At 26.9% G+C, this 19,650-nt stretch carries 24 protein-coding genes; 21 read left to right on the top strand and 3 right to left on the bottom strand.

Going from position 1 to position 19,650, the window contains the following annotated elements; genetic code table 11:
* Positions 1-34: 34 nt before the first annotated feature.
* The 16 genes from ACYUET_RS02880 (at position 35) to ACYUET_RS02955 (ending at position 14,161) form a co-directional block, all read left to right on the top strand.
* Entirely contained in the window at positions 35-421 is a 387-nt protein-coding gene (locus ACYUET_RS02880) for a hypothetical protein (RefSeq protein ID WP_460277737.1), read from the top strand.
* A gap of 129 nt (positions 422-550) precedes the next feature.
* A complete protein-coding gene (locus ACYUET_RS02885) occupies positions 551-1,222 on the top strand; it encodes an SH3 domain-containing protein (protein WP_460277738.1) in 672 nt (223 codons plus the stop codon).
* A 4-nt stretch (positions 1,223-1,226) separates the two neighbouring features.
* Entirely contained in the window at positions 1,227-2,192 is a 966-nt protein-coding gene (locus ACYUET_RS02890) for an XkdQ/YqbQ family protein (RefSeq protein WP_460277739.1), read from the top strand.
* On the top strand, positions 2,179-2,502 hold the full coding sequence (locus tag ACYUET_RS02895; RefSeq protein WP_460277740.1) for a hypothetical protein: 324 nt from the start codon (positions 2,179-2,181) through the stop codon (positions 2,500-2,502). The genes ACYUET_RS02890 and ACYUET_RS02895 overlap by 14 nt, the downstream gene beginning before the upstream one ends.
* Positions 2,495-2,935: a DUF2634 domain-containing protein gene (locus tag ACYUET_RS02900; RefSeq protein ID WP_460277741.1), complete on the top strand. Its 441-nt coding sequence runs from the start codon at positions 2,495-2,497 to the stop codon at positions 2,933-2,935. Before ACYUET_RS02895 ends, ACYUET_RS02900 begins: the two co-directional genes overlap by 8 nt.
* Before the next feature lie 5 nt (positions 2,936-2,940).
* Positions 2,941-4,062, top strand: coding sequence for a baseplate J/gp47 family protein (locus tag ACYUET_RS02905; RefSeq protein WP_460277742.1), 1,122 nt, complete (start codon positions 2,941-2,943; stop codon positions 4,060-4,062).
* The gene (locus tag ACYUET_RS02910) at positions 4,055-4,690 is read left to right on the top strand and encodes a putative phage tail protein (RefSeq protein WP_460277743.1); all 636 of its coding nucleotides are present in this window, start codon (positions 4,055-4,057) and stop codon (positions 4,688-4,690) included. Before ACYUET_RS02905 ends, ACYUET_RS02910 begins: the two co-directional genes overlap by 8 nt.
* A gap of 19 nt (positions 4,691-4,709) precedes the next feature.
* A complete protein-coding gene (locus tag ACYUET_RS02915) occupies positions 4,710-8,384 on the top strand; it encodes a phage tail protein (RefSeq protein WP_460277744.1) in 3,675 nt (1,224 codons plus the stop codon).
* 34 nt (positions 8,385-8,418) lie between these two features.
* Entirely contained in the window at positions 8,419-8,787 is a 369-nt protein-coding gene (locus ACYUET_RS02920) for a hypothetical protein (protein WP_460277745.1), read from the top strand.
* 23 nt (positions 8,788-8,810) lie between these two features.
* Positions 8,811-9,140: a hypothetical protein gene (locus tag ACYUET_RS02925; protein WP_460277746.1), complete on the top strand. Its 330-nt coding sequence runs from the start codon at positions 8,811-8,813 to the stop codon at positions 9,138-9,140.
* Positions 9,141-9,382: 242 nt separating this feature from the next.
* Entirely contained in the window at positions 9,383-10,567 is a 1,185-nt protein-coding gene (locus ACYUET_RS02930) for an Ig-like domain-containing protein (RefSeq protein ID WP_460277747.1), read from the top strand.
* Positions 10,568-10,664: 97 nt separating this feature from the next.
* Positions 10,665-10,865, top strand: a complete 201-nt coding sequence (locus ACYUET_RS02935; RefSeq protein ID WP_460277748.1) for a BhlA/UviB family holin-like peptide — start codon at positions 10,665-10,667, stop codon at positions 10,863-10,865.
* A 14-nt stretch (positions 10,866-10,879) separates the two neighbouring features.
* Positions 10,880-11,101: a hypothetical protein gene (locus ACYUET_RS02940; protein ID WP_460277749.1), complete on the top strand. Its 222-nt coding sequence runs from the start codon at positions 10,880-10,882 to the stop codon at positions 11,099-11,101.
* Positions 11,102-11,161: 60 nt separating this feature from the next.
* Entirely contained in the window at positions 11,162-11,947 is a 786-nt protein-coding gene (locus tag ACYUET_RS02945) for a lysozyme (protein ID WP_460277750.1), read from the top strand.
* A gap of 367 nt (positions 11,948-12,314) precedes the next feature.
* On the top strand, positions 12,315-13,367 hold the full coding sequence (locus tag ACYUET_RS02950; RefSeq protein WP_460277751.1) for a hypothetical protein: 1,053 nt from the start codon (positions 12,315-12,317) through the stop codon (positions 13,365-13,367).
* 26 nt (positions 13,368-13,393) lie between these two features.
* Complete coding sequence (locus tag ACYUET_RS02955) at positions 13,394-14,161, top strand: hypothetical protein (RefSeq protein WP_460277752.1); 768 nt, start codon at positions 13,394-13,396, stop codon at positions 14,159-14,161.
* Between the two features lie 126 nt (positions 14,162-14,287).
* Here the strand turns inward: ACYUET_RS02955 and ACYUET_RS02960 are convergent, their stop codons facing one another.
* Positions 14,288-15,046, bottom strand: coding sequence for an SHOCT domain-containing protein (locus ACYUET_RS02960; RefSeq protein ID WP_460277753.1), 759 nt, complete (start codon positions 15,044-15,046; stop codon positions 14,288-14,290).
* A gap of 289 nt (positions 15,047-15,335) precedes the next feature.
* Between ACYUET_RS02960 and ACYUET_RS02965 the strand changes: the two genes are divergently transcribed.
* From ACYUET_RS02965 to ACYUET_RS02975, 3 genes are all read left to right on the top strand, one after another.
* A complete protein-coding gene (locus ACYUET_RS02965; RefSeq protein ID WP_460277754.1) occupies positions 15,336-16,142 on the top strand; it encodes an N-acetylmuramoyl-L-alanine amidase family protein in 807 nt (268 codons plus the stop codon).
* Positions 16,143-16,287: 145 nt separating this feature from the next.
* Positions 16,288-16,536, top strand: coding sequence for a hypothetical protein (locus ACYUET_RS02970; protein WP_460277755.1), 249 nt, complete (start codon positions 16,288-16,290; stop codon positions 16,534-16,536).
* A 29-nt stretch (positions 16,537-16,565) separates the two neighbouring features.
* Complete coding sequence (locus tag ACYUET_RS02975; RefSeq protein ID WP_460277756.1) at positions 16,566-17,642, top strand: ComEC/Rec2 family competence protein; 1,077 nt, start codon at positions 16,566-16,568, stop codon at positions 17,640-17,642.
* 46 nt (positions 17,643-17,688) lie between these two features.
* Here ACYUET_RS02975 and ACYUET_RS02980 read toward each other — a convergent pair whose 3' ends face one another.
* Complete coding sequence (locus tag ACYUET_RS02980) at positions 17,689-18,195, bottom strand: OB-fold protein (protein WP_460277757.1); 507 nt, start codon at positions 18,193-18,195, stop codon at positions 17,689-17,691.
* A gap of 101 nt (positions 18,196-18,296) precedes the next feature.
* A complete protein-coding gene (locus ACYUET_RS02985) occupies positions 18,297-18,914 on the bottom strand; it encodes a hypothetical protein (protein WP_460277758.1) in 618 nt (205 codons plus the stop codon).
* A gap of 172 nt (positions 18,915-19,086) precedes the next feature.
* Here ACYUET_RS02985 and ACYUET_RS02990 point away from each other — a divergent pair, with 172 nt between their 5' ends.
* Both ACYUET_RS02990 and ACYUET_RS02995 read left to right on the top strand, forming a co-directional pair.
* Entirely contained in the window at positions 19,087-19,371 is a 285-nt protein-coding gene (locus tag ACYUET_RS02990; protein ID WP_460277759.1) for a transcription factor, read from the top strand.
* Between the two features lie 54 nt (positions 19,372-19,425).
* Positions 19,426-19,626, top strand: coding sequence for a helix-turn-helix transcriptional regulator (locus ACYUET_RS02995; RefSeq protein WP_003370645.1), 201 nt, complete (start codon positions 19,426-19,428; stop codon positions 19,624-19,626).
* Positions 19,627-19,650 lie beyond the last annotated feature (24 nt).

Consider the following 19,650-nt stretch of genomic DNA (forward strand, 5'->3'; position numbering starts at 1 on the left):
TAAAATGTGGTATAATTGGGATGGGGGTGTGACAATGAAATTAAGCTATAAAGATAATGATTTTTATATTTCAACGAAAGGATTAGAGTTTTTAAAAAAATTGATGTATGCTAATATCGTGATAATAGTTTTAATAGCATTATTTCTATCTAAACATGCAAGCGATACTACATATGTTGGCGAATCTGCTTTTCCACAAATTATTACTATTTTTATGATAGCTTTTGCTTTAGCAGTTCCAAGTATTATAGTATGCCTGTTGATAACAATGATAATTGATTGGACTTATAATGTTGAGCAACAGAGTAAAATACAATATAATATTAGCAATAATACTGAGGAAATGAAAAGTATTCTAAATAATATATTAGAATTAAAAAAGATCGAAACAAATAATGAAAATGAAAAGAAAAATTTGTGATAACATTTTGATAAAAAAATGAGAGAAAGATAACAAAAAAAGCAATATAATGAATATAGATATAATTTTAAGAAGCACTTACACAATAGTAGGTGCTTTTATTATGTCTAAAAATAAGGAGCTGGTTAAATGGATGTTTATTTAATTGATGAAAGCAAAAATTACACTTTTCATTTCCCAGTTAATCCATTAGATAAAATATATATTGAAAAAGAAAAAAGATTTATAACAGTTGATATTTTAGATTTTGGAGAAGTAGATATAGCACAAAATGGTAAAAAAGTAACCGAAATCAGCTTTAACACTCTATTTCCGAAAGAATATGATTCATCCTACTGTAGATATTCATCTATTCCTTTACCAAGTGAAGCTATAAGTTTATTAGAATATTGGAAAGACATAGAACAACCAATAAGATTAATAATTACTGATTTTAATTTTAATGAATTGGTTAGTATTTCTAAGTTTTCACAAGAAGAGAGAGCAGGAGAAATAGGCGATAAATATATAGCTATTACTTTTAGAAGTTATTCTGAAATAAAAATTGAATCAGTTGAAAACACTTCTACTTTACAAGATAATAGATCAAATCAAAGTTCTGATTTTAATTCAGAAGATACTGTTAAAGTTACTGCAAGTGCATTAAATGTCAGAAGTGGACCAGGAACAAGCTATGATATTTTAGGTTCTGTTTCAAATGGAACTACTCTTAGAATTTATAGCGTTGATGGTAATTGGGCTGATGTTTATTGGGGCAATCATGGCGGGTATATTTGCTTAGATTATGTGGTAAAGGCGTGATAATATGGAATTATGGTTAAGAAATAATATAAAAATTAATATGGGAAGTGAAGCAGCTACTTTAAAAGAAAGCATAGATGGAGTTGCTTATATCTTATCAACAACTCTTACTAATTCAAAAGCTATAGAAGAATTATCACTAAAAAAAGGCGATAGAATATCATTATATGATTATGATTATTATACTGGTGCTTATATAATGCTGTTTGATGGTGTTATATGGAATTTAGATACTGATAAAAAAAGCAAAAAAATATTAATAACAGGAAAAGAGAGAACTATTTATATTGAAGAATCAGAAGATGAATATTTATGGAGTGAAGGGCAAACAGCTAATCAAAGAATTTCGATAATAGCAAATGATTGGGGTATTCCTATAGGTACTTTAACAGATACAAAAATAGGATTAGCTAAAGGTTTAAGAAAAGAAAAATTATATGGAATGATTAGAAAAGATTTAAAAGAAACAGCTCAAAAAGGTGGTTCTTTATATAGATTAAGAATGGATGAAAAGCTTGATTTATGGGAATTAGGAACAAATATTCTAGTTCCCAAATTAGAAACAGCAATAGAGGAAATGAAAGAAAATTCTACATTAGATGGATCTATCACTCAAGTTAAAGTTCTTGGAAAGAATGAAAAAGATACTACTAAGTCTCCGATTATTGGTGTATTTAAGCAAGATACAGAAAATTATGGTACTATTCAAAAATTAGTTCAAGACGATAAAGTGGATGATTATGCTAAAGCTCAAAGTAAAGCTAACAGTTTATTTTCTACGGGAGAAGATAGTATTTCTGTTAAGTGCGCATTAGATATTAATACGTTACGAGCTGGAAATAAAGTTAGTATATATTCAAGTGAATATATAGTTACTGAAATAACGCATAATTTTGGAGGAAAAGGGAAAATGGATTTAAACTTAATGACTTGGGAAGGGGTGAAAACTAAATTTTATGGAGAACGATAATGTTTTTAATGAAATAAAAAGAATTATGGATCAAAACACAAGTGAACATATTGGAAATGCAATGTTTACTAATGGTTTAACATTAGCTACTTTAACTAGTTCAGGATTAAAGTTAGATAATTTTAAGTATGAAATTAATGATTATTTAATACTGGATTATTTAAAATTAAATTTAGTAACTGAAACTGCAGGAGATCCTTCTCATTCTCATAGTGTTAATTTTCCAAACTTTAAAGCTGGAGATAGAGTTTTAGTAGCACAAATAGGTAATGAATGTATAGTGGTTGGGAGAGTGGTCGCTAATGGCTAATTTATTTCCTATTGATAGTTTAGAGAGTTCTAAAATTATTCAAGAATCTAAAAATATAGAATTTAAAGGTACTTATGCTTTTAATTTTAAAACAGGAGAATTTATTAAAAATTCAGATGGAAGTGTAAAAATATTAGATGAATTTGAAGCATATATTCAATGGTGTGAAAAAGCTATGCTTACTAATAGATATGAATATAATGCTTATTCAGAAAAATATGGAAAAGATATAATAGGTTCATTTATAGATAAAAAGGCTATTGAATTAGAATTAAAAAGAATCACACAAGAGGCATTAATGGTACATCCATTAACCAAAAGTGTTGATTCTTTTTCGTTTGAATGGAAAGATAGCGACGTTTATTATAATTTTGAAGTTACTACTACTAAAAATAGAAATCAAATGCTTAAAAGTAATACAAAAGTGTGGTGATAAAAATGGAAATGCCTGATTTTTTAACAGAAAGTGTAGATAAAATTCATAGAAGGATGATGGAGAAAGCACATTCAGGAGTATCTACAATAGAAGGAGATATATTTTGGGATGCAACTAGACCTGCTGCAATAGAAAAAGAAAGAACAGAAAAAATTCAAATGCAAAATATTCTTAAAATGGCACATACTCAAACAGCAACAGGAAAATATTTAGAATATCTAGGTGAGTGTCAAGGCATATTTAAGAATAATGCAACAGCTTCAACTGGATATATTAAACTTAAAGCAGCTAAAGGAACTATAATTCCATTAAACTATTTAGTAGGAATAAAATCTACAGATGTAGAAGAGTCTGTTAGTTTTAAGACCTTGGAATCTAAAACTATAGATGAAAGGGAAGAAGCTATGATTAAATGTCAATGTCTTAAAACAGGTATTATTGGTAATGTAGAAGAAAATACAATTACTATAGCTTATAAACCTATAAATGGAGTACAAAGTATAACAAATCCTGAAAAATTTACTGGTGGCACAGAAATAGAAGATGAAGAACATTATAGGCAGAGAGTTATAGAAGCTGAACAGGAAGATAAATTAAGTGGAGCAGATACAGATTATATTAGATGGGCCAAAGAAATTGATGGAGTTGGTTATGCTGATTGTATAGAACTATGGAATGGACCACAAACAGTAAAAGTTTTAATTCTTGATTCTAACAATGAACCAGCTAATCAAGAATTAATTGCTAAAGTTAAAAATTATATATATCCAGATAAAAAGCTTGGAGAAAGTCGTGGAGGTAAAGCACCAGCAGGAGCAATAGTTACTATAGCTACAGCAACAACATTAAAAATTAATGTTAGTGCTAAGTTTATATTTACTGATGGTTTTAATTCTAAGACTATATTAACAGCTTTAAAAAATAAAATTAATGTGTATTTAAAGAGAATAAAAATTAATGGAGTTATAAAGTATAAAGCTATTGATACTATTATAGGCTCTTATGTACTAGAAGCTGATGGGATAGATGATTATAGTAATTTAACTATAAATAATTCTACTACTAATATAAAATTAGTAGATCAAATTGCCACTATAGGAGAGGTGATAAATATAAATGATTAATTCTAAAAAAGGATTAAAAATGTATAGTTCAGTTTCTCCTATATATGATAAAAGTATAATTATGAAATCTATATTTGAAGCTATAGGAAGTGAAGCAGATTTAACTGAAAAACAATTAGATGATATAATGCTTCAACTCTATCCACAAACTGCAACTTGGGGACTTATATTTTGGGAACAAAGATATAAATTAAAGAGCAATTTAGATGAATCTATAGAAATAAGACGAGCTAAAGTTATTAGCAGAATACAAACTAAAAATAAAATAGTTAATCCAAAAAGGATTGAACTAACAATAAAAAATTTTATTGATGCACAGGTAGAAGTTTTAGATAGTATTGCCCCATATGTAATGGGGATAAATATATTAAGTGAAAATGGATTTACTGATAATTTAAAATCTATGTATAAAGAAATTAAAAGAATAAAACCATCACATTTAGATATTAAATATAATTTAACATCCAGGACAATATGTAAGCAAAATATTGCTTCTGCATGTATTACAGGCAATAAAATAACAATTTATCCATGGAGAACTAGAAAATTGCAAACAAAAGTTAATATAAATATAGCTGGACCTATAATTAGGGAAGCTCAATTGATAAGAGTTTATCCAAAAAAATAAATAAAGGAGTGTGATTTAAATGGATTTATATACTATTGTAACTAATATAGGGAAAGCAAAAATTACAAATGCTACAGTATATGGAACTAAAGTAAATTTTGTAAAGCTTAAAGTAGGAGATGGAAATGGAAATTACTATGAACCAAGCGAAACCCAAACAGATTTAGTACATACTGTTTGGGAAGGAAATATAAATAATGTATTATCAGGAGGGGAAGAAAATCCTAATTGGATTATTACACAAACAGTAATACCACCTACTATTGGTGGTTTTTTTATTAGAGAAGCTGGAATATTTGATAATGAAGATAATTTATTAGCAATATCAAAGTATCCTGAAAGCTATAAACCTTCCATGGAAGATGGAAGTACTAGTGATTTAACTATAGAACTTATTTTTGAAGTAAGTAATTCTGATAGTATAAGTTTAAAAATAGATCCACTCGTGACAACTGCAAGTAAAAAAGACTTAAATGATTTAGATGAAAAAATTAAGAAAAAGATAGATAATATTAATTTATTATTAAAAGAAGTACAGGGAAAAGAAAATATTATTGAAAAAGATCTAAGTAATGAAATAAACAGGTCTAAAAGCGCTGAAAAAACATTAACTGATAACCTACAAAATGAAATTAACAGGTCAAAACAAAAAGAAAATGAAATTGAAAACAGCTTAGCGAATGAAAAACAAAGAGCACAAAATGTTGAAAGTGATATAAGAAACATTATTAATACTAATAAACCAAAATGGGATGATAAGTATACCAGGAATGAAATTGATAATAAGATAAGTCAAGTTATTACTGATTTAGATTGGAAGGAAAGTGTAAATACTTTTAGTGACATAGCTAAAACTTATCCTAAACCTGATGATGGTTGGACCGTAAATGTAAGAGATAATGATATCACTTATAGATTTGATGGTGATAAATGGATAGATATATCGTCAAATTCTATTCCATTAGCAACACATAATTTAGATGGTAGAATGTCTAAACAGGATAAAATCGAGCATGATGATATGGTTTCAAAAAAGCATGTACATGATAATAAGTCTATAATAGATAAAATTACTCAAACCTTAGTAGATGCTTGGAATAGTGCATATGATCATATAGGTGATACAGTAAAACATATTACAAGTTCTGAAAGGAATCTTTGGAATACAGTAAGTAATAAAGCTAATAAAACAGATATACCTACTAAATTATCACAATTCACTAATGATCCTGGATTTATTACTCAAAAAGATATTGATACTAGTCAAAATCACATTCATACAAATAAACCTATATTGGATAAAATAAAACAAGAAACATTAGATGATATAGACTTACTAAAAGAACAAACATTAAAACATGAATTAATGCCTTTAGAGACAGATTCCACGCTCACAAAATTAAAGGATTGCTCAGGTGGTTTTGTTCGTAATATGCAGATATTAGGAAAGACTTTGCAGAATTTAGTTACAAAAACACAACCTGCAACATCACAATATGCTCCAATGGTTTTTTCAGATTTATTAAGACCAAATACTAAATATACAATAGTTGTATATAATGAATCTGATACAGAATACAAGTATTATTTTAATGAAAATAATTTTACTAGTTCTACACCTAGCACCTTTAAAAAGGGTTTGAATGTTGTGGTAAATACAACTAAAAATACAATAAATGAAAACATTGTTTTAAAAAATTATATTGGTGGGAATAGTACGTTTACTTTAAAAGATTTAATGATTCTTGAGGGTGATTGGACAGGTAAAGAAACCCCTCCATACTTCGAGGGAATCAAGTCAGTTGGAGAAGCAGAAGGTAATAAAATTAGTATTTTAAGTAAATCAAAAAATCTAGCAAGCTCAATTATTGATAACAAAATTGTTAATGACCAAAATGGAAATTTAGAAAATAATAATAATTGTTATGCTGTTGATTTTATACCAGTTAAACCTAATATGAATCTAGTTAACAGTCATAATAGCGTTGCAACTTTAACGAATTGGTTTTATTATGATTTAAATAAAAGTTATTTAGGTACAAAAACTTCTGTAAATATAACAACTCCACAAAATTGTTATTATGTTAGAACTTATGCTGGAAAAGACAATAAAAATATAAATGATATAAATATCCAAATAGAAGAAAATACAATAGCTACACAGTATGTGTCAGGTGAAGGGGATAAAACAACAATTTTACTAAAAGAGCCACTTGGGGGACTACCAGATGGTACTTGTGACATTGTTGACGTTGAAAAAAGTGAGAAAACTAAGAATGTTACAAAGGAAATAATTGATGGCAGTAATGAAATCACATTACACTCTATAAAAAATAATACAATTATCTTTAGATGTTCTACAACACAAGATGTTAAATATAAATATGGCAATATTGCTAACATTATTTCAGATAAATTTTATTATACTAATTTTAATATCGTATATGACAGCAAAGATGGGATAGAATGTATAAGTCCACACGTTGACTTAGTGCAAAAAATTGTTTATATTTCTATTTCAAAATCAAAACTATCAAGTCCAGATTTAGCAGGATTTAAAGCTTGGTTACAAGCTAATCCAGTAACAATATATTACCAATTAGCAGAACCTAAAATAGAAAAATTAGACATAAAAGATACGCTACAGGCTTTTGAGAATGGATATATACAACTAGATAATGCTATTACACCTTTTGCGCATTTGGAATATAGCACGAACTTACCATCTGCAATTAACAAGTGTGTTGAAGTTACAGACAAGATTGTTGATGAAGTAGCTAATGTAGAATCTACTATAACCGATATGGATGCCGAAATAGATGAAGCTAGAAAAGGTAAAACTACAATTAATGAAAGATTGGAAGATGATAAAAAAGAAATTTTAAATATTATAAACCAGTTAAGTAATCCTAACTTATTGATTAATGGAGATTTTCAAATATGGCAACGGGATATATCATTTGATATTGAAAATAATAAATATACTGCTGATAGATGGAAAAGTTATTTTTATTCTAACATTAGTAAATCAGAGCATGGATTAATGCTTAAGGGCAATAAAATAGATGGTTCATGTGGAATAGAACAGATTTTAGAGAGCTATAAGTTTTTACTCGGAAAAAAAGTTACTCTTTCAATAAAAGCTAAAGTATCTAAAAAGGTAATGGTTTGGATTGGTGACACTCATACAAGCATTGAGCTTGAACCTAATAATAATTATCAAGTATATGCTAAAACTTTCGATATTCCTAGTACCTTAGATAAGTTTAGAGTTATTATACAAAACCATTCTAGTGTGTTATCAGTAGGAACTGAATTTATAGACATAGAATACGTTAAACTTGAACTAGGTTCAGTAGCAACATCTTTTATTCCTAGACCTTACGGGGAAGAATTAGCGTTGTGTCAGAGGTATTATCAAAAAATAGTATGTTTAGGTACTCCATTTAGAGATAATAATGATAATCTTGCTTTATTCTCAACTTTTCCAATTCCTATGAGGTCTAATCCTACTTGTAAATTAACCAATGGAACACTTTATGACATTGAAAAACAGGGTGAACCAACTATATTCACACTAAAAAATGTAAATGCACAAAATTATTTTATTGGAAATATTACTTCGAATGAAACAAGCCTTATTGTTGGTCATCATTATCAAACACATTTAGAATTAGATTCAGAAATATACTAAACAAATTAAATTAATAAAAGAAAGGAATGGTCTTATGGAAGAAAATAAAATAAAAGTATATATAAAAATAGATAAAAATAACTGTATAACTAATGTAGATAGTTCTATATTTATTCAAGATATAACAGATTGGATTTATATAGATGAAGGGTATGGAGATAAATACGCTTTAGCGCAAAATAATTATTTTCCAAAAGAAAAACCTTTAAGAGATATGCAAGGAAGATGTAATTATAAACTAGTTAACAATAAACCAGTAGAGTTAACAGAACAAGAAAAAGAACAATTATTTCTACCTATTCCACCAGTTCCAACAAGAGAAGAAATATTACAAAAACAATTACTAGAAACTCAAGATTTAGTATTGCAATTACAAGAACAAATATTATTAAATAATAAATAAAAATAAGAAAGGATGATGTATAAATGTACTCATTATATTCAGTAATTGAAAATTTAATTAATCACAAATTCTATAAAAGTGTGGAGGAAATCATAAACAAAGTAACTTTATATAATTCTTATAAAGTTCTTAAAGATGAAGACTATCAAAAATTAATGAATTTGGCTATAGCAAAATATCAAATAGTTGAACCAGTTCAAGAAGTTAAGGTCGAAGAAAAGAAGGAAGATGTTAAGGGTGAAGAAAAACCAGTAGATAAAGTAACAGAGGTTAAGCCAGTTGAAACTGCAAATACAAATGTAGAAAATGCTAATAAAATAGAAGAACCAAAGACAGAAGTTGTTACACAATAGACAGATAGGACGAAGTTTAAATTAAATATCAAAAGCAGTAGATCAGGACTTTTTTAGAAGTCTTTTTTTATTGCATGAAAAGCAAGTGTTTAAAAATACTATATTCATACTTGTAAAAATTTACTAAATTTCTTAGATATAAAGGAATTTGTATTACGATTGTTATTGGATTTTTCCAATTGTCCAGTTAAAATAATTTATGGACGCGTTCAATATAGTTAAAATAAGGGAGAAATATTATAATGAAAAATTACTTTAAAAAGTTTAGTATAATGTTTGTAATGTTATTAGCTCTTGTAGGAGTTGGAATATTGCAAAATGTAACTGTTGTTAATGCAGCTACTGTTGGAGAACAATTATCACAACCAGAAGATGGATGGAGAAGATATGATGATGGAGATTCTAAAATAAAATATAATGGAAACTGGTCTAATAGATATGCACCATATAAATACGAAAATACTGATCATTTTACAAGGAATGTTAATGATTCTGCAACGTTTGCATTTTATGGCTCAAAATTAAGAATATTATCTCAATATGCGAGTACGAATAGTGATAATATAGTTATTTCTGTGGATGGTGTTGATACTAAAGTTAGCACAGCTTTTGGAAGTGTAACAGAATATGCGCTATTATTTGAAGGTGAATATTCTTTAGGAAATCATATTGTAAAAATAACCAATTATGGCAATTGGTACAATTTGGATGCTATAGATATAGATAAGGATGGACATTTAATAAACCTTAATGAAGCAATATGTAATCAATCAATAATATTAAATAAATCATCATTAAGTTTAAAAGAAGGTACTTTAGAGAAGTTAACAGCTACTACAACACCAGCTGGAGCAAAAATAGTTTGGTCATCAAGTGATGAAAATATAGCTAAAGTAGATGAAAATGGAAATGTAACTGGTGTAAAAGAAGGACAAGTAACGATAACAGCACAAATTAAAGGTTCTGAAACAAAAGCTATATGTTCAGTAACTGTAAGTAACACAATTGATCCTAATGATGGGAATGCTAATCCAACGGATAATAATGATGGAACATCTAATATAGTTAATATTGCGCATGCCAAAGGTGATAATACCAATAATGCTGGTGGTCAAGTATCTATAATATTTAAGGGAGTTGCTGAGGCACAATTAAAAGTTGTGAAAACAGCAGATGTAGATTCTGTGTATGTAGGAGATACTTTTACATATACAATAGAAGTTACTAACACAAGTGATAAAGTTGCTAAGTCAGTAGTAATAAATGATAGTGCTCCTAATCACATTGATTTTATAGTTAATGGTGTAACAACTACTCAAGGCAAAGTTGACCCAAGTTCAACTTCTAAAAATATTGTAGTTAATGTTGGTGATATTCCACCTTCAGGAAAAGTTACAATTAAAATACCTGCAAATGTAGTTCTTTAGATAGATAAAATAATAAACTTGAAATAAGAATTTGTACAAGGCACTTACAGAAATGTAGGTGTCTTTTCTTATACAAAAAATTAGAAAGGAGAATTTTATGGATGAAATAATGAAAATGGCATTAAGTCAGGGGTTGGGATATGCATTATTTGTTTTTCTACTATTATATGTTTTAAAAACAACAGGAGATAGGGAAAATAGATATCAGGATTTATTGGACGCATTAGCTGAAAAATTCTATGTTGTTGAAGATATCAAGGAAGATGTAAAAGAAATAAAAAATAAAATTGAAAAATAGAAAGAAGGATTTGAATGAATAATTATGTAAAAAGGTTTAAGAACACTGGAACATTAATGAGTTTAGTGGGTTTAATAGGTTTATTACTTTTACAATTTGGAGTAAAAATAGATTTGGATTGGTTAAATGTTACAGCTAATTTAGTTTGTAGTATTTTAGTTATTTTAGGTGTATGTAATAATCCAGAAACTATAGGGATAGATTTACCACAAAAACAAGATAATAAAGAAGAGTAATTTTTAGGTAGCATTTTTAGCTACCTTTTTTCTTTATGTATTAAAAGGAGGAATGTATAGATGTCTAATTGGAAATGGTGCGTTGAAGATGACAATGGAAAAGTTATAAAAGGTTGGTATCAAGATAATGAAACTTGGTACTATTTAAATGATGAAGGTGTAATGCAAACTGGATGGCTTCATGATAAAGATGGAAAATGGTATTACCTTGATAATAATGGAGCAATGAAAACAGGATGGCTAAAATCTCCGTACTCTGGTAAATGGTTTTACCTAGAGCCTAATTCTACAGGTTACAAAGGCTCTATGTACTATAATTGTATTGCTAAAATAGGCAATAAAGAATATACATTTTTAGAAGATGGGTCATTACTAGAAAGTTTAGTATCAGATGCTTGCATTAATTTTATAAAAAGCTGGGAAGGGTTTTCAGCTACTCCATATTATGATGAAGTTGGAGTATTAACATTAGGATATGGAATGACTGGTGATGAAATAAAGGGGCTATCAAGTGTTACAGAGAACCAAGCTAGTGAAATGCTAAAGAATCTAGTAAATAATAAATATGCTAAAGCAATTAAGAAAGATTTAGATTCTAAAAATATTAATTTAAAACAAAATGAGTTTGATGCACTAGTAAGCTTTGCATACAATTGTGGTACTACAGGATTACTAGGCTCTACATTATATAAAAATGTAGTTTTAGGAATAAGAGATACAGATACTATTGTTGCAAATTTTCAAGCATGGTCTAATGGTGGAGGAAGAAGAATAGAAGGTTTGTATAGGAGAAGAACTAAAGAAGCAGCTATGTTTTTAAATGCAGATTATACAGGTAATGTATAAAAATTATTAAGTAACAATTAGATGTGGAATGAGTATACTAATAATATAATAAATATTGATTAGAAGTATTAGCTAAAGGTTATGTATAGTGCCATATATAATACTAATAATTATAAATTACACTTAAATATGTGTGGCTGAATTACAATTAGAAAACGAAGGGTAGCAGATAGGAGAAATCTTATTTGCTACCCTTTTCTTTTTATGGAAAACTTGTCCATTTTATAGTATTATATAAATGTAACAAATAAAAAAGAACTCATAAGACTATCAATCAATCATGAGTTCTTTGTTATAATAGAGTTCATTTAATATACCTCTATTATAGCATATTATTGGTTAAATATGATAATAAGGGGTAAGTGTAATGAAACTTAATGAAATAATTGCATATTCTGATTTTAAGAATTTAACTAAAGAAGACATTGATAAAATAGTAAAAAAACTAGAAATAAATGATATTGATGATGATAAAAAACATTATTTATATGAGATAAAACAACTTATATATCGTGATCAAGAATTAAATGAGCTAATTGAAAATAGAGTTTTTGCAGGAAGAACATCTCTAAAGTGGTACAAATTATTAATAGAAGATTCGCAGATTATGGAAATTGTTGAAAAATTAGAGTCAAATGAAAATTATTACAATGCAATAGATAAAGTTAATACTAACGAATTAAGTGATATGCATAAGTATACTTGCATGAAATTAGGAAATAATAAATACATTATAAGGCTGTATGTACCTACTGGACAAAAGACAGTTGATAATGGTTTGGAATTAAAAAGAATAAAAACAATAAGTAATACTACTGTTATTATTGATTTGAATGAAAAATTACTTGAAGTTAGGAGCAGTAGCAAATATGCAGATAAAATAGCAAATTCAATATGTGATTATTTACATATTATTAATCATGATGGAAAAAGAATACTTGGAAATCATAGTAATTCATTAGAAAAATTTAGAGATTCATTAAATAATGGGAAATTTATAGATACTACATCGATACCTGATGAAAACATAGAATTGACAAGTAGTGAAAATCAATTAGTAGTAAAAACATTAGAATCTTTAGATGAATATTTTATAGATAAAGGTTTAGATAAATTAATAAATTCATTAAACGATATGAATCCGGAGGGGACTCCATTTACCCAATTACTATTAGCAGGTATGTCTAAAATAGGAATGGCTGTTAAACCTAATGCGGATGATGATTTATCTCAAAAATCACTATACAAACTATTTAAAGGATATATGACTGATTATAGTGGATATATTACATTTACGTTGCCCGGAGATATACATGAAATTAGATATACATTATTAGTAGGTGTAAAAACCAATACTATAAGTTTTAGGTCAAGTGTAACAGAGGAAGTTATTGACTATGTAAAAAGTAAAATAGTATAATTATATAAAGGGAGGGAGATGATGATATGAATGATAATTTTGCAATAGATCAACTAATTGAAGAGATTGCTTCTAGTGGGAAAATTAAAAGTTTTTACCCAATCAGCATATCCAAAAGATTAAATCTCTCACTTACTATCGTTTTAAATAGGTTAAACTATTTAGTTGAAGGTGGAATATTAAGATTAAGATATGAAGTAAGGTGTACAGAACATTTAACAGAATTAAACATAGTTGATTCATATGATAAAGTATTAGGTACATATATTAATTGTTATGAATGTAACGATGATATACTAATAGGATTAGAAAATATATTTATAGTTTATTTTTTAAATAATGATTATATAGATAGTATAAAAAAAAAGAAAAGTATTTTTCTAAACAGTGCATATAATAAGCAAGAAAAATTAAATTTTTCCGATGCCCCTCAAGATATGGTCTCTATACTTAAAGAAGTAATCGGACAGACTGAGAATACTAATTTTAAAAATATAGAGAATATAGATAATAATATAGGTAAAATAGCAAATATTTTATCAAACTCAGGAGATAAAGAACTTATTAATAATTTTAAAGAAATAGATGAGGAAATAGAGAAGGATAAGAAAAAAAGTATAGGTAAGAAAATACTTGATGGGGCTGAAGGTTTGGGAAAGCTAAAGGATGGAACAGAAGCTATTGAAAAATTTTCTCCAATAATAATAGATACGATGAATAGAGCAATTACAAAATGGCCAGAAATTCATATTTATATTGATAATTTTATAAAATATATACATTCTCTATTTTAAATAGTAACTATAAGCAGTAAACAAAAGCAATCAAACTCAACAACATTAAGGGCAGTATGTAGATTAATTTCTAGGTACTGCCCTTAATATTCTATATTATTTGTTTTTAATATGTTACATATAATTTTATTGTATTTTATCAAGTAATATTCTTTTCTTTTCAATAAATTCTTCTTTTGTTAATATACCTTTATCTTTTAGTTTAGATAATTGTTCGATATCATGATATATATTATTGTTTTCTTTAGGTATATTAGTTTCTATAATTTTATTTTTTTCAATGAATCCAAAATCTTTATTTGGTATTAATTTTAATAGAATATTGTAAGTATCTGAATCAAATATTATACGTTTGTCTTGATTATCTTCAATATAATATAAATATGTTTGTCTTTTATCTACTTCTTTTTGAGATGTTTTTATCTTTTTTCTACCTGCTAATACTGCACCAGCTTCACCTGCAATAACTCCGCCAATAATTGCACCAGGTAAATTAATGCTACCCCCTTCCACTATATTATCAACTCGATATTCACCATCTCTAGTAAAAAATTTTATATTTTTAATAGGTATTATTATTTTCTCTACTATGTTATTTGGATTATTTTTATAAAAATAAGTTGTACATAATTTTATAAAATCAGTATCTTTCCATATAAATAAACGTAATCCAGTATGAACCTTACCTTTTTCATCTATAACTGGAATATTACATTCACATGGTTGATCATTTAATTCATTACAAGTAACTATACTCGTGTTTTGTGGTATTTTATTATTTTGTTCATATAAAGAGGAAGCTTTTTTTAATTTCTCAGCAGAAGATTCTCCTACTGCAATAATAATTAATAGCACTACTATAACTATTAAAATTAATATATACATTACTATCTCACATCCTTATTTAATATTTAAATAACTTTAAAATACTTTTTTAAATTTAGTATATCATTTCTAAATTAATCTCTTTATAAACATATTATAAACATTAAAGTTAAGTTATTCCAATATTTCTTGCCTTAAATTGAAATTAATAGTAAAATAATACGCGGAAATATAAAAAATTACATAAATAAGGGGGATAAGGTAATAAAAAGAATGAGTTTTATTTTATAGTGAAATAATACAAATTATAATTTTTAGAACTAATATTTATTAAAAAGGGGAAGCAATTATGACTTTATTATTTTTTATGTGCTTAGTTTGTTTTATAACAGGACTTATCAAACCAGATAAAATAGTATTTTGGAAAGCACCAAATGAAAGAACTAAAAAAGATGTTTTAAAATATCTTGGTACAACAACAGCTATACTTTTTGTTTTAGTGGGGGTATTTAATCATAATAGTTCACAAAGTACCACAACTACTAATAATGTAACAAATAGTAAATCACAAACAGAAACAGTAAAAAAGACAGATGAAAACATACAAAAACAAAAGGATGAACCTAAGGAAACTAAAAAAATAGGTTGGATAAAAGAAAATCAGAACTGGCATTATTATGATAATAATGGTAAAGCTAAAACTGGCTGGATAGAAGATAATAATAAATATTATTATCTAAGTACTTCAGGGGTTATGCAAAAAGGTTGGATAAAAGATCAAGGAAAAGATTATTATCTAGATAATTCAGGTATAATGCAAACTGGATGGAAAGAAAGTAATGGAAAGTGGTATTATTTAAATGAAAATGGAACTATGGCAACTAATAAGACAGTTAATGGATACTATTTAGGTGCCAATGGGGAAATGCAAGAAAAAGTTGTAGAACATCAAGCTGTTACAAATAATAAGTCCAATAATAACAACAATATTAATGGAGCTGGAGAAGAAAAAGGTGAAACAGCATATTTGCCTGCAACAGGACAAAAATATCATTCTAGACCTGATTGTGGAAGGATGAATCCGAACAAAGCTACAAAAACTACAGTTTCTAAAGCAGAACAACAAGGATATGGACGTTGTAGCAAGTGTTGGTAGAAAAATACTATAGTTAACATAATAAAACAAGAGATAGTATTTAGAAGTTATCTGTGCTATCTCTTTTTTGGTAGTGATATTGTCTTTTAATATTATTGACAATAATTTCCGGTAGTATACAATTATAATTACAAAGATAGGAGGAGTGACATTGGAGGTATTGGGACTTATTTTAGGATTTGTAGCATTTATAGGTATGATAAGTACAAGTGGATTATGTATTTATTCTATTTATAACATAAAATTTAAATATAGACCTAAACAATTGTTAATGGTTTTGATTGTTTTTAGTATGGCTTTAGTTATTTCATCTGAAATTTTATTGGCAGACTCAAATAAACAAAATAAATCTAATAAAACTAATATTGAAGAAAGTAGTAAAAGAATAAAATAATATTATAAATGAGAAAGGGGATTAAAAAAATGAAAGCTACTAAAAAATTACTTAGTTTATCATTAGCAATATTATTGTCGACATTTACACTAGGATGCAAACAAGCTAATGCTACAGATAAAACTAATACAAATGTTGCTAATACACAAGTTACATCTTTAAATGATATGAAAGTGCATTATATTGATGTAGGACAAGGAGATTCTGAACTTATACAAGTTGATGGAAAGAATATTTTAATTGATGCAGGATGTAACGATAATAAAGCATTGAATTACTTAAAATCTATTGGCGTTACTAATTTAGACTATGTAATAGCCACACATCCACACGAAGATCATATAGGTGGAATGACGACTATAATAAATAATTTTAATGTTAAAGAGTTTTATTCACCTAAAGTAGCTCATACAACTAAGACTTTTGAAAATATGATAAAAGCTCTACAAAATAAAGGAGTAAAGATTACGTCTCCAACTGTAGGAGATACATTAACTATAGGTAATGCTACAATGCAATTTTTAGCACCTAATAGTAGTAAATATCAAGATTTAAATAATTATTCAATAGTTTGTAAATTGAAGTATGGTAACACATCTTACTTATTTACAGGAGATGCTGAAAGTTTATCAGAAGGTGAAATATTAGCTAAGCAATTAGACATAAGTGGAGATGTTCTTAAATTAGGACATCATGGAAGTCATTCATCAACTAGTCAAGCTTTTTTAGATAAAGTTAATCCAAAGTATGCAATAGTAAGCTGTGGCAAAGATAATGACTATGGCCATCCACATAAAGAAGCAATAGACAAATTAAATAAAAAAGGAATTGAAACTTTAAGAACAGATGTGAGTGGAACTATAATTTCTAGTTCTAATGGAAATGATATAACATTTAATGTTAATACAAACGGAACTAATACTGATACAGGAAATACAACTAATGATAATAAGACAGATACTAAAAGTAATACTGTTTGGGTAGCTAATAAAACAGCAAAAGTGTATCATAGCACTAAAGATTGTAGTAATATGAAATCACCAAGTGAAATGTCTTTAGAAGATGCTGAAGCAAAGGGATTAAGACCATGTAGCAAGTGTCATTAAATTAAAAAGCAGTAGGTAAAAAATAATTTTACTTACTGCTTTAATTTTATTGAATTTCGCAATTATCTAAACATACATCTACAAAACTTTGTCCACGTATTTTCCCTTTTATGGTGATAGTAGCACCTTTTTTTAACTTAGCTATTTGGTCTGATTGATTATTATTAGCAAAGTAACAATTAACACCAAGCATTGAACCTTTTTTACCATCACTTAAACAAATACAAGGTCTATCAGAAGTTATACTTATCTTTCTTATTTTACCTGTAACGATACCTATCTTTCCACTATATAAATTATCAGCATTAACTTCATTATCATTATAAGCTTTATATAATTCCTTAGATGTAATAGTAACTGTTTCGATTTCTTTTTCAGTTTCAGTAGATGTTCTTATATTATCTTTTTTTAATGATTCATCAGTATTTATAGTATCAATATTGTTAGTTTCAACAGTTGTATCAACAATATTAGGCTTATTAGTAGTTAAATAACATAATAAAGCTATTATTAAAAAACTTCCAAATGCTATTTCTTTAATATACCCTTTCATTTAATATCTCCCCCTATAACTATTATAGTTAAGTTATTCCAATAATTATTTATATAGGAACTAAACATCTTTATTATCTTTTTCTAATATTTTATTCACCTTTAATTAAGTATTTTATCTTTATTCCAATCTGATTTATTTTCATAATACTCTAATCCATTAGGTAATTTTTTTGATTTAACATTTTTTTCTGTTTTATTAATTAATCTTTGTATTATTTGATAAATATAATTTCCGTTATTAGTCATTATTATATAGTTTTTAGAACCAAACTGCATTTCTATTGCATCTGAATAAGGAATTACTGAAACAAGAGTATTTATATTGTGGCTGAATCCTTTTTCTCCTATAAAGATAACTCTTTTATTTGTTATATTTAATATTCCAATGTAATCTTCTGCAATATTTTTTCTTATAGGAATTCTTTTACTTCCAGAACTTCTATATGTAATCCCTTTAGCAATTCTAAAAGACATTCCAGCTCCTCCACCAGAGTATCCAACAACTTTATTTTTTATTTTTCTAAGTAATGCATTATCACAATAATGGCAAATTTCATTCTGCTTTAAAATTATATTTCCTTGTACCATAGGTAAAGGTTCATTATCTGCTAAATATAATATGTCTTGATTATTACTTAAAGTATTAGAATTGCTTTTTAAAGTATTAGTAATACCAATTAATAAACCTATAATAATACAGATTACTATAAATCCCATAGTTATCCACCTTTCGTATATATTGTAATTATTATTATATATTAATAAAATTTAATTGTAAAATATGTATAATAATATCTTATATGGATATGCTTAGGACAAGGGTAAAGTTGTATTAAAAACTAATAAATTATATAAGAATATTGATTTATTAAAAGATTGGGGTGTTCTTATGGAAAAGATACTAATAAGTCGTAATAGTTTAGCTGAAAGATGGGATTTTGAAAGTTCACAAAGTATTATAAATTATGAAAATGAAGGTATATTAACTAGAAATCCTAATATTAAGGCTCCAAGATATTATATGGAAGAAGTTTTAAAAATTGAAGCATTGAAAGAAGTAAATCCTTTATCACCGTTAGAAAGAAAACACTTAGAAAAAAGAATAGAAGAACTTGAAAAAGAGCTAAAGTTCTATAAAGAAAAAATTAATTCTATAAAAATGTTATTAATCTAGTATTTTTATTGAATAATATATGTAATTATTTTACAATATATTTAGGGTGATGTTATGGGAGTAAAGAATAAATTAAAAGAAATCAGAATGAGAGAATATTTAATGGCTCCAGGAGAATTTGCAAAATTTCTTGGCATGAGTATTAAAACATATAGTGGATGGGAAAATGAATACAGTAGACCAACATTAGAAAAAGCATTAGAAGTTGCAAATAAATTAAATAAAAATGTTAATGATATATGGTACTTAGAATAACTAGGTATCATATTTTTTGTATAA

Source organism: Clostridium sp. CTA-5 (assembly GCF_054768135.1).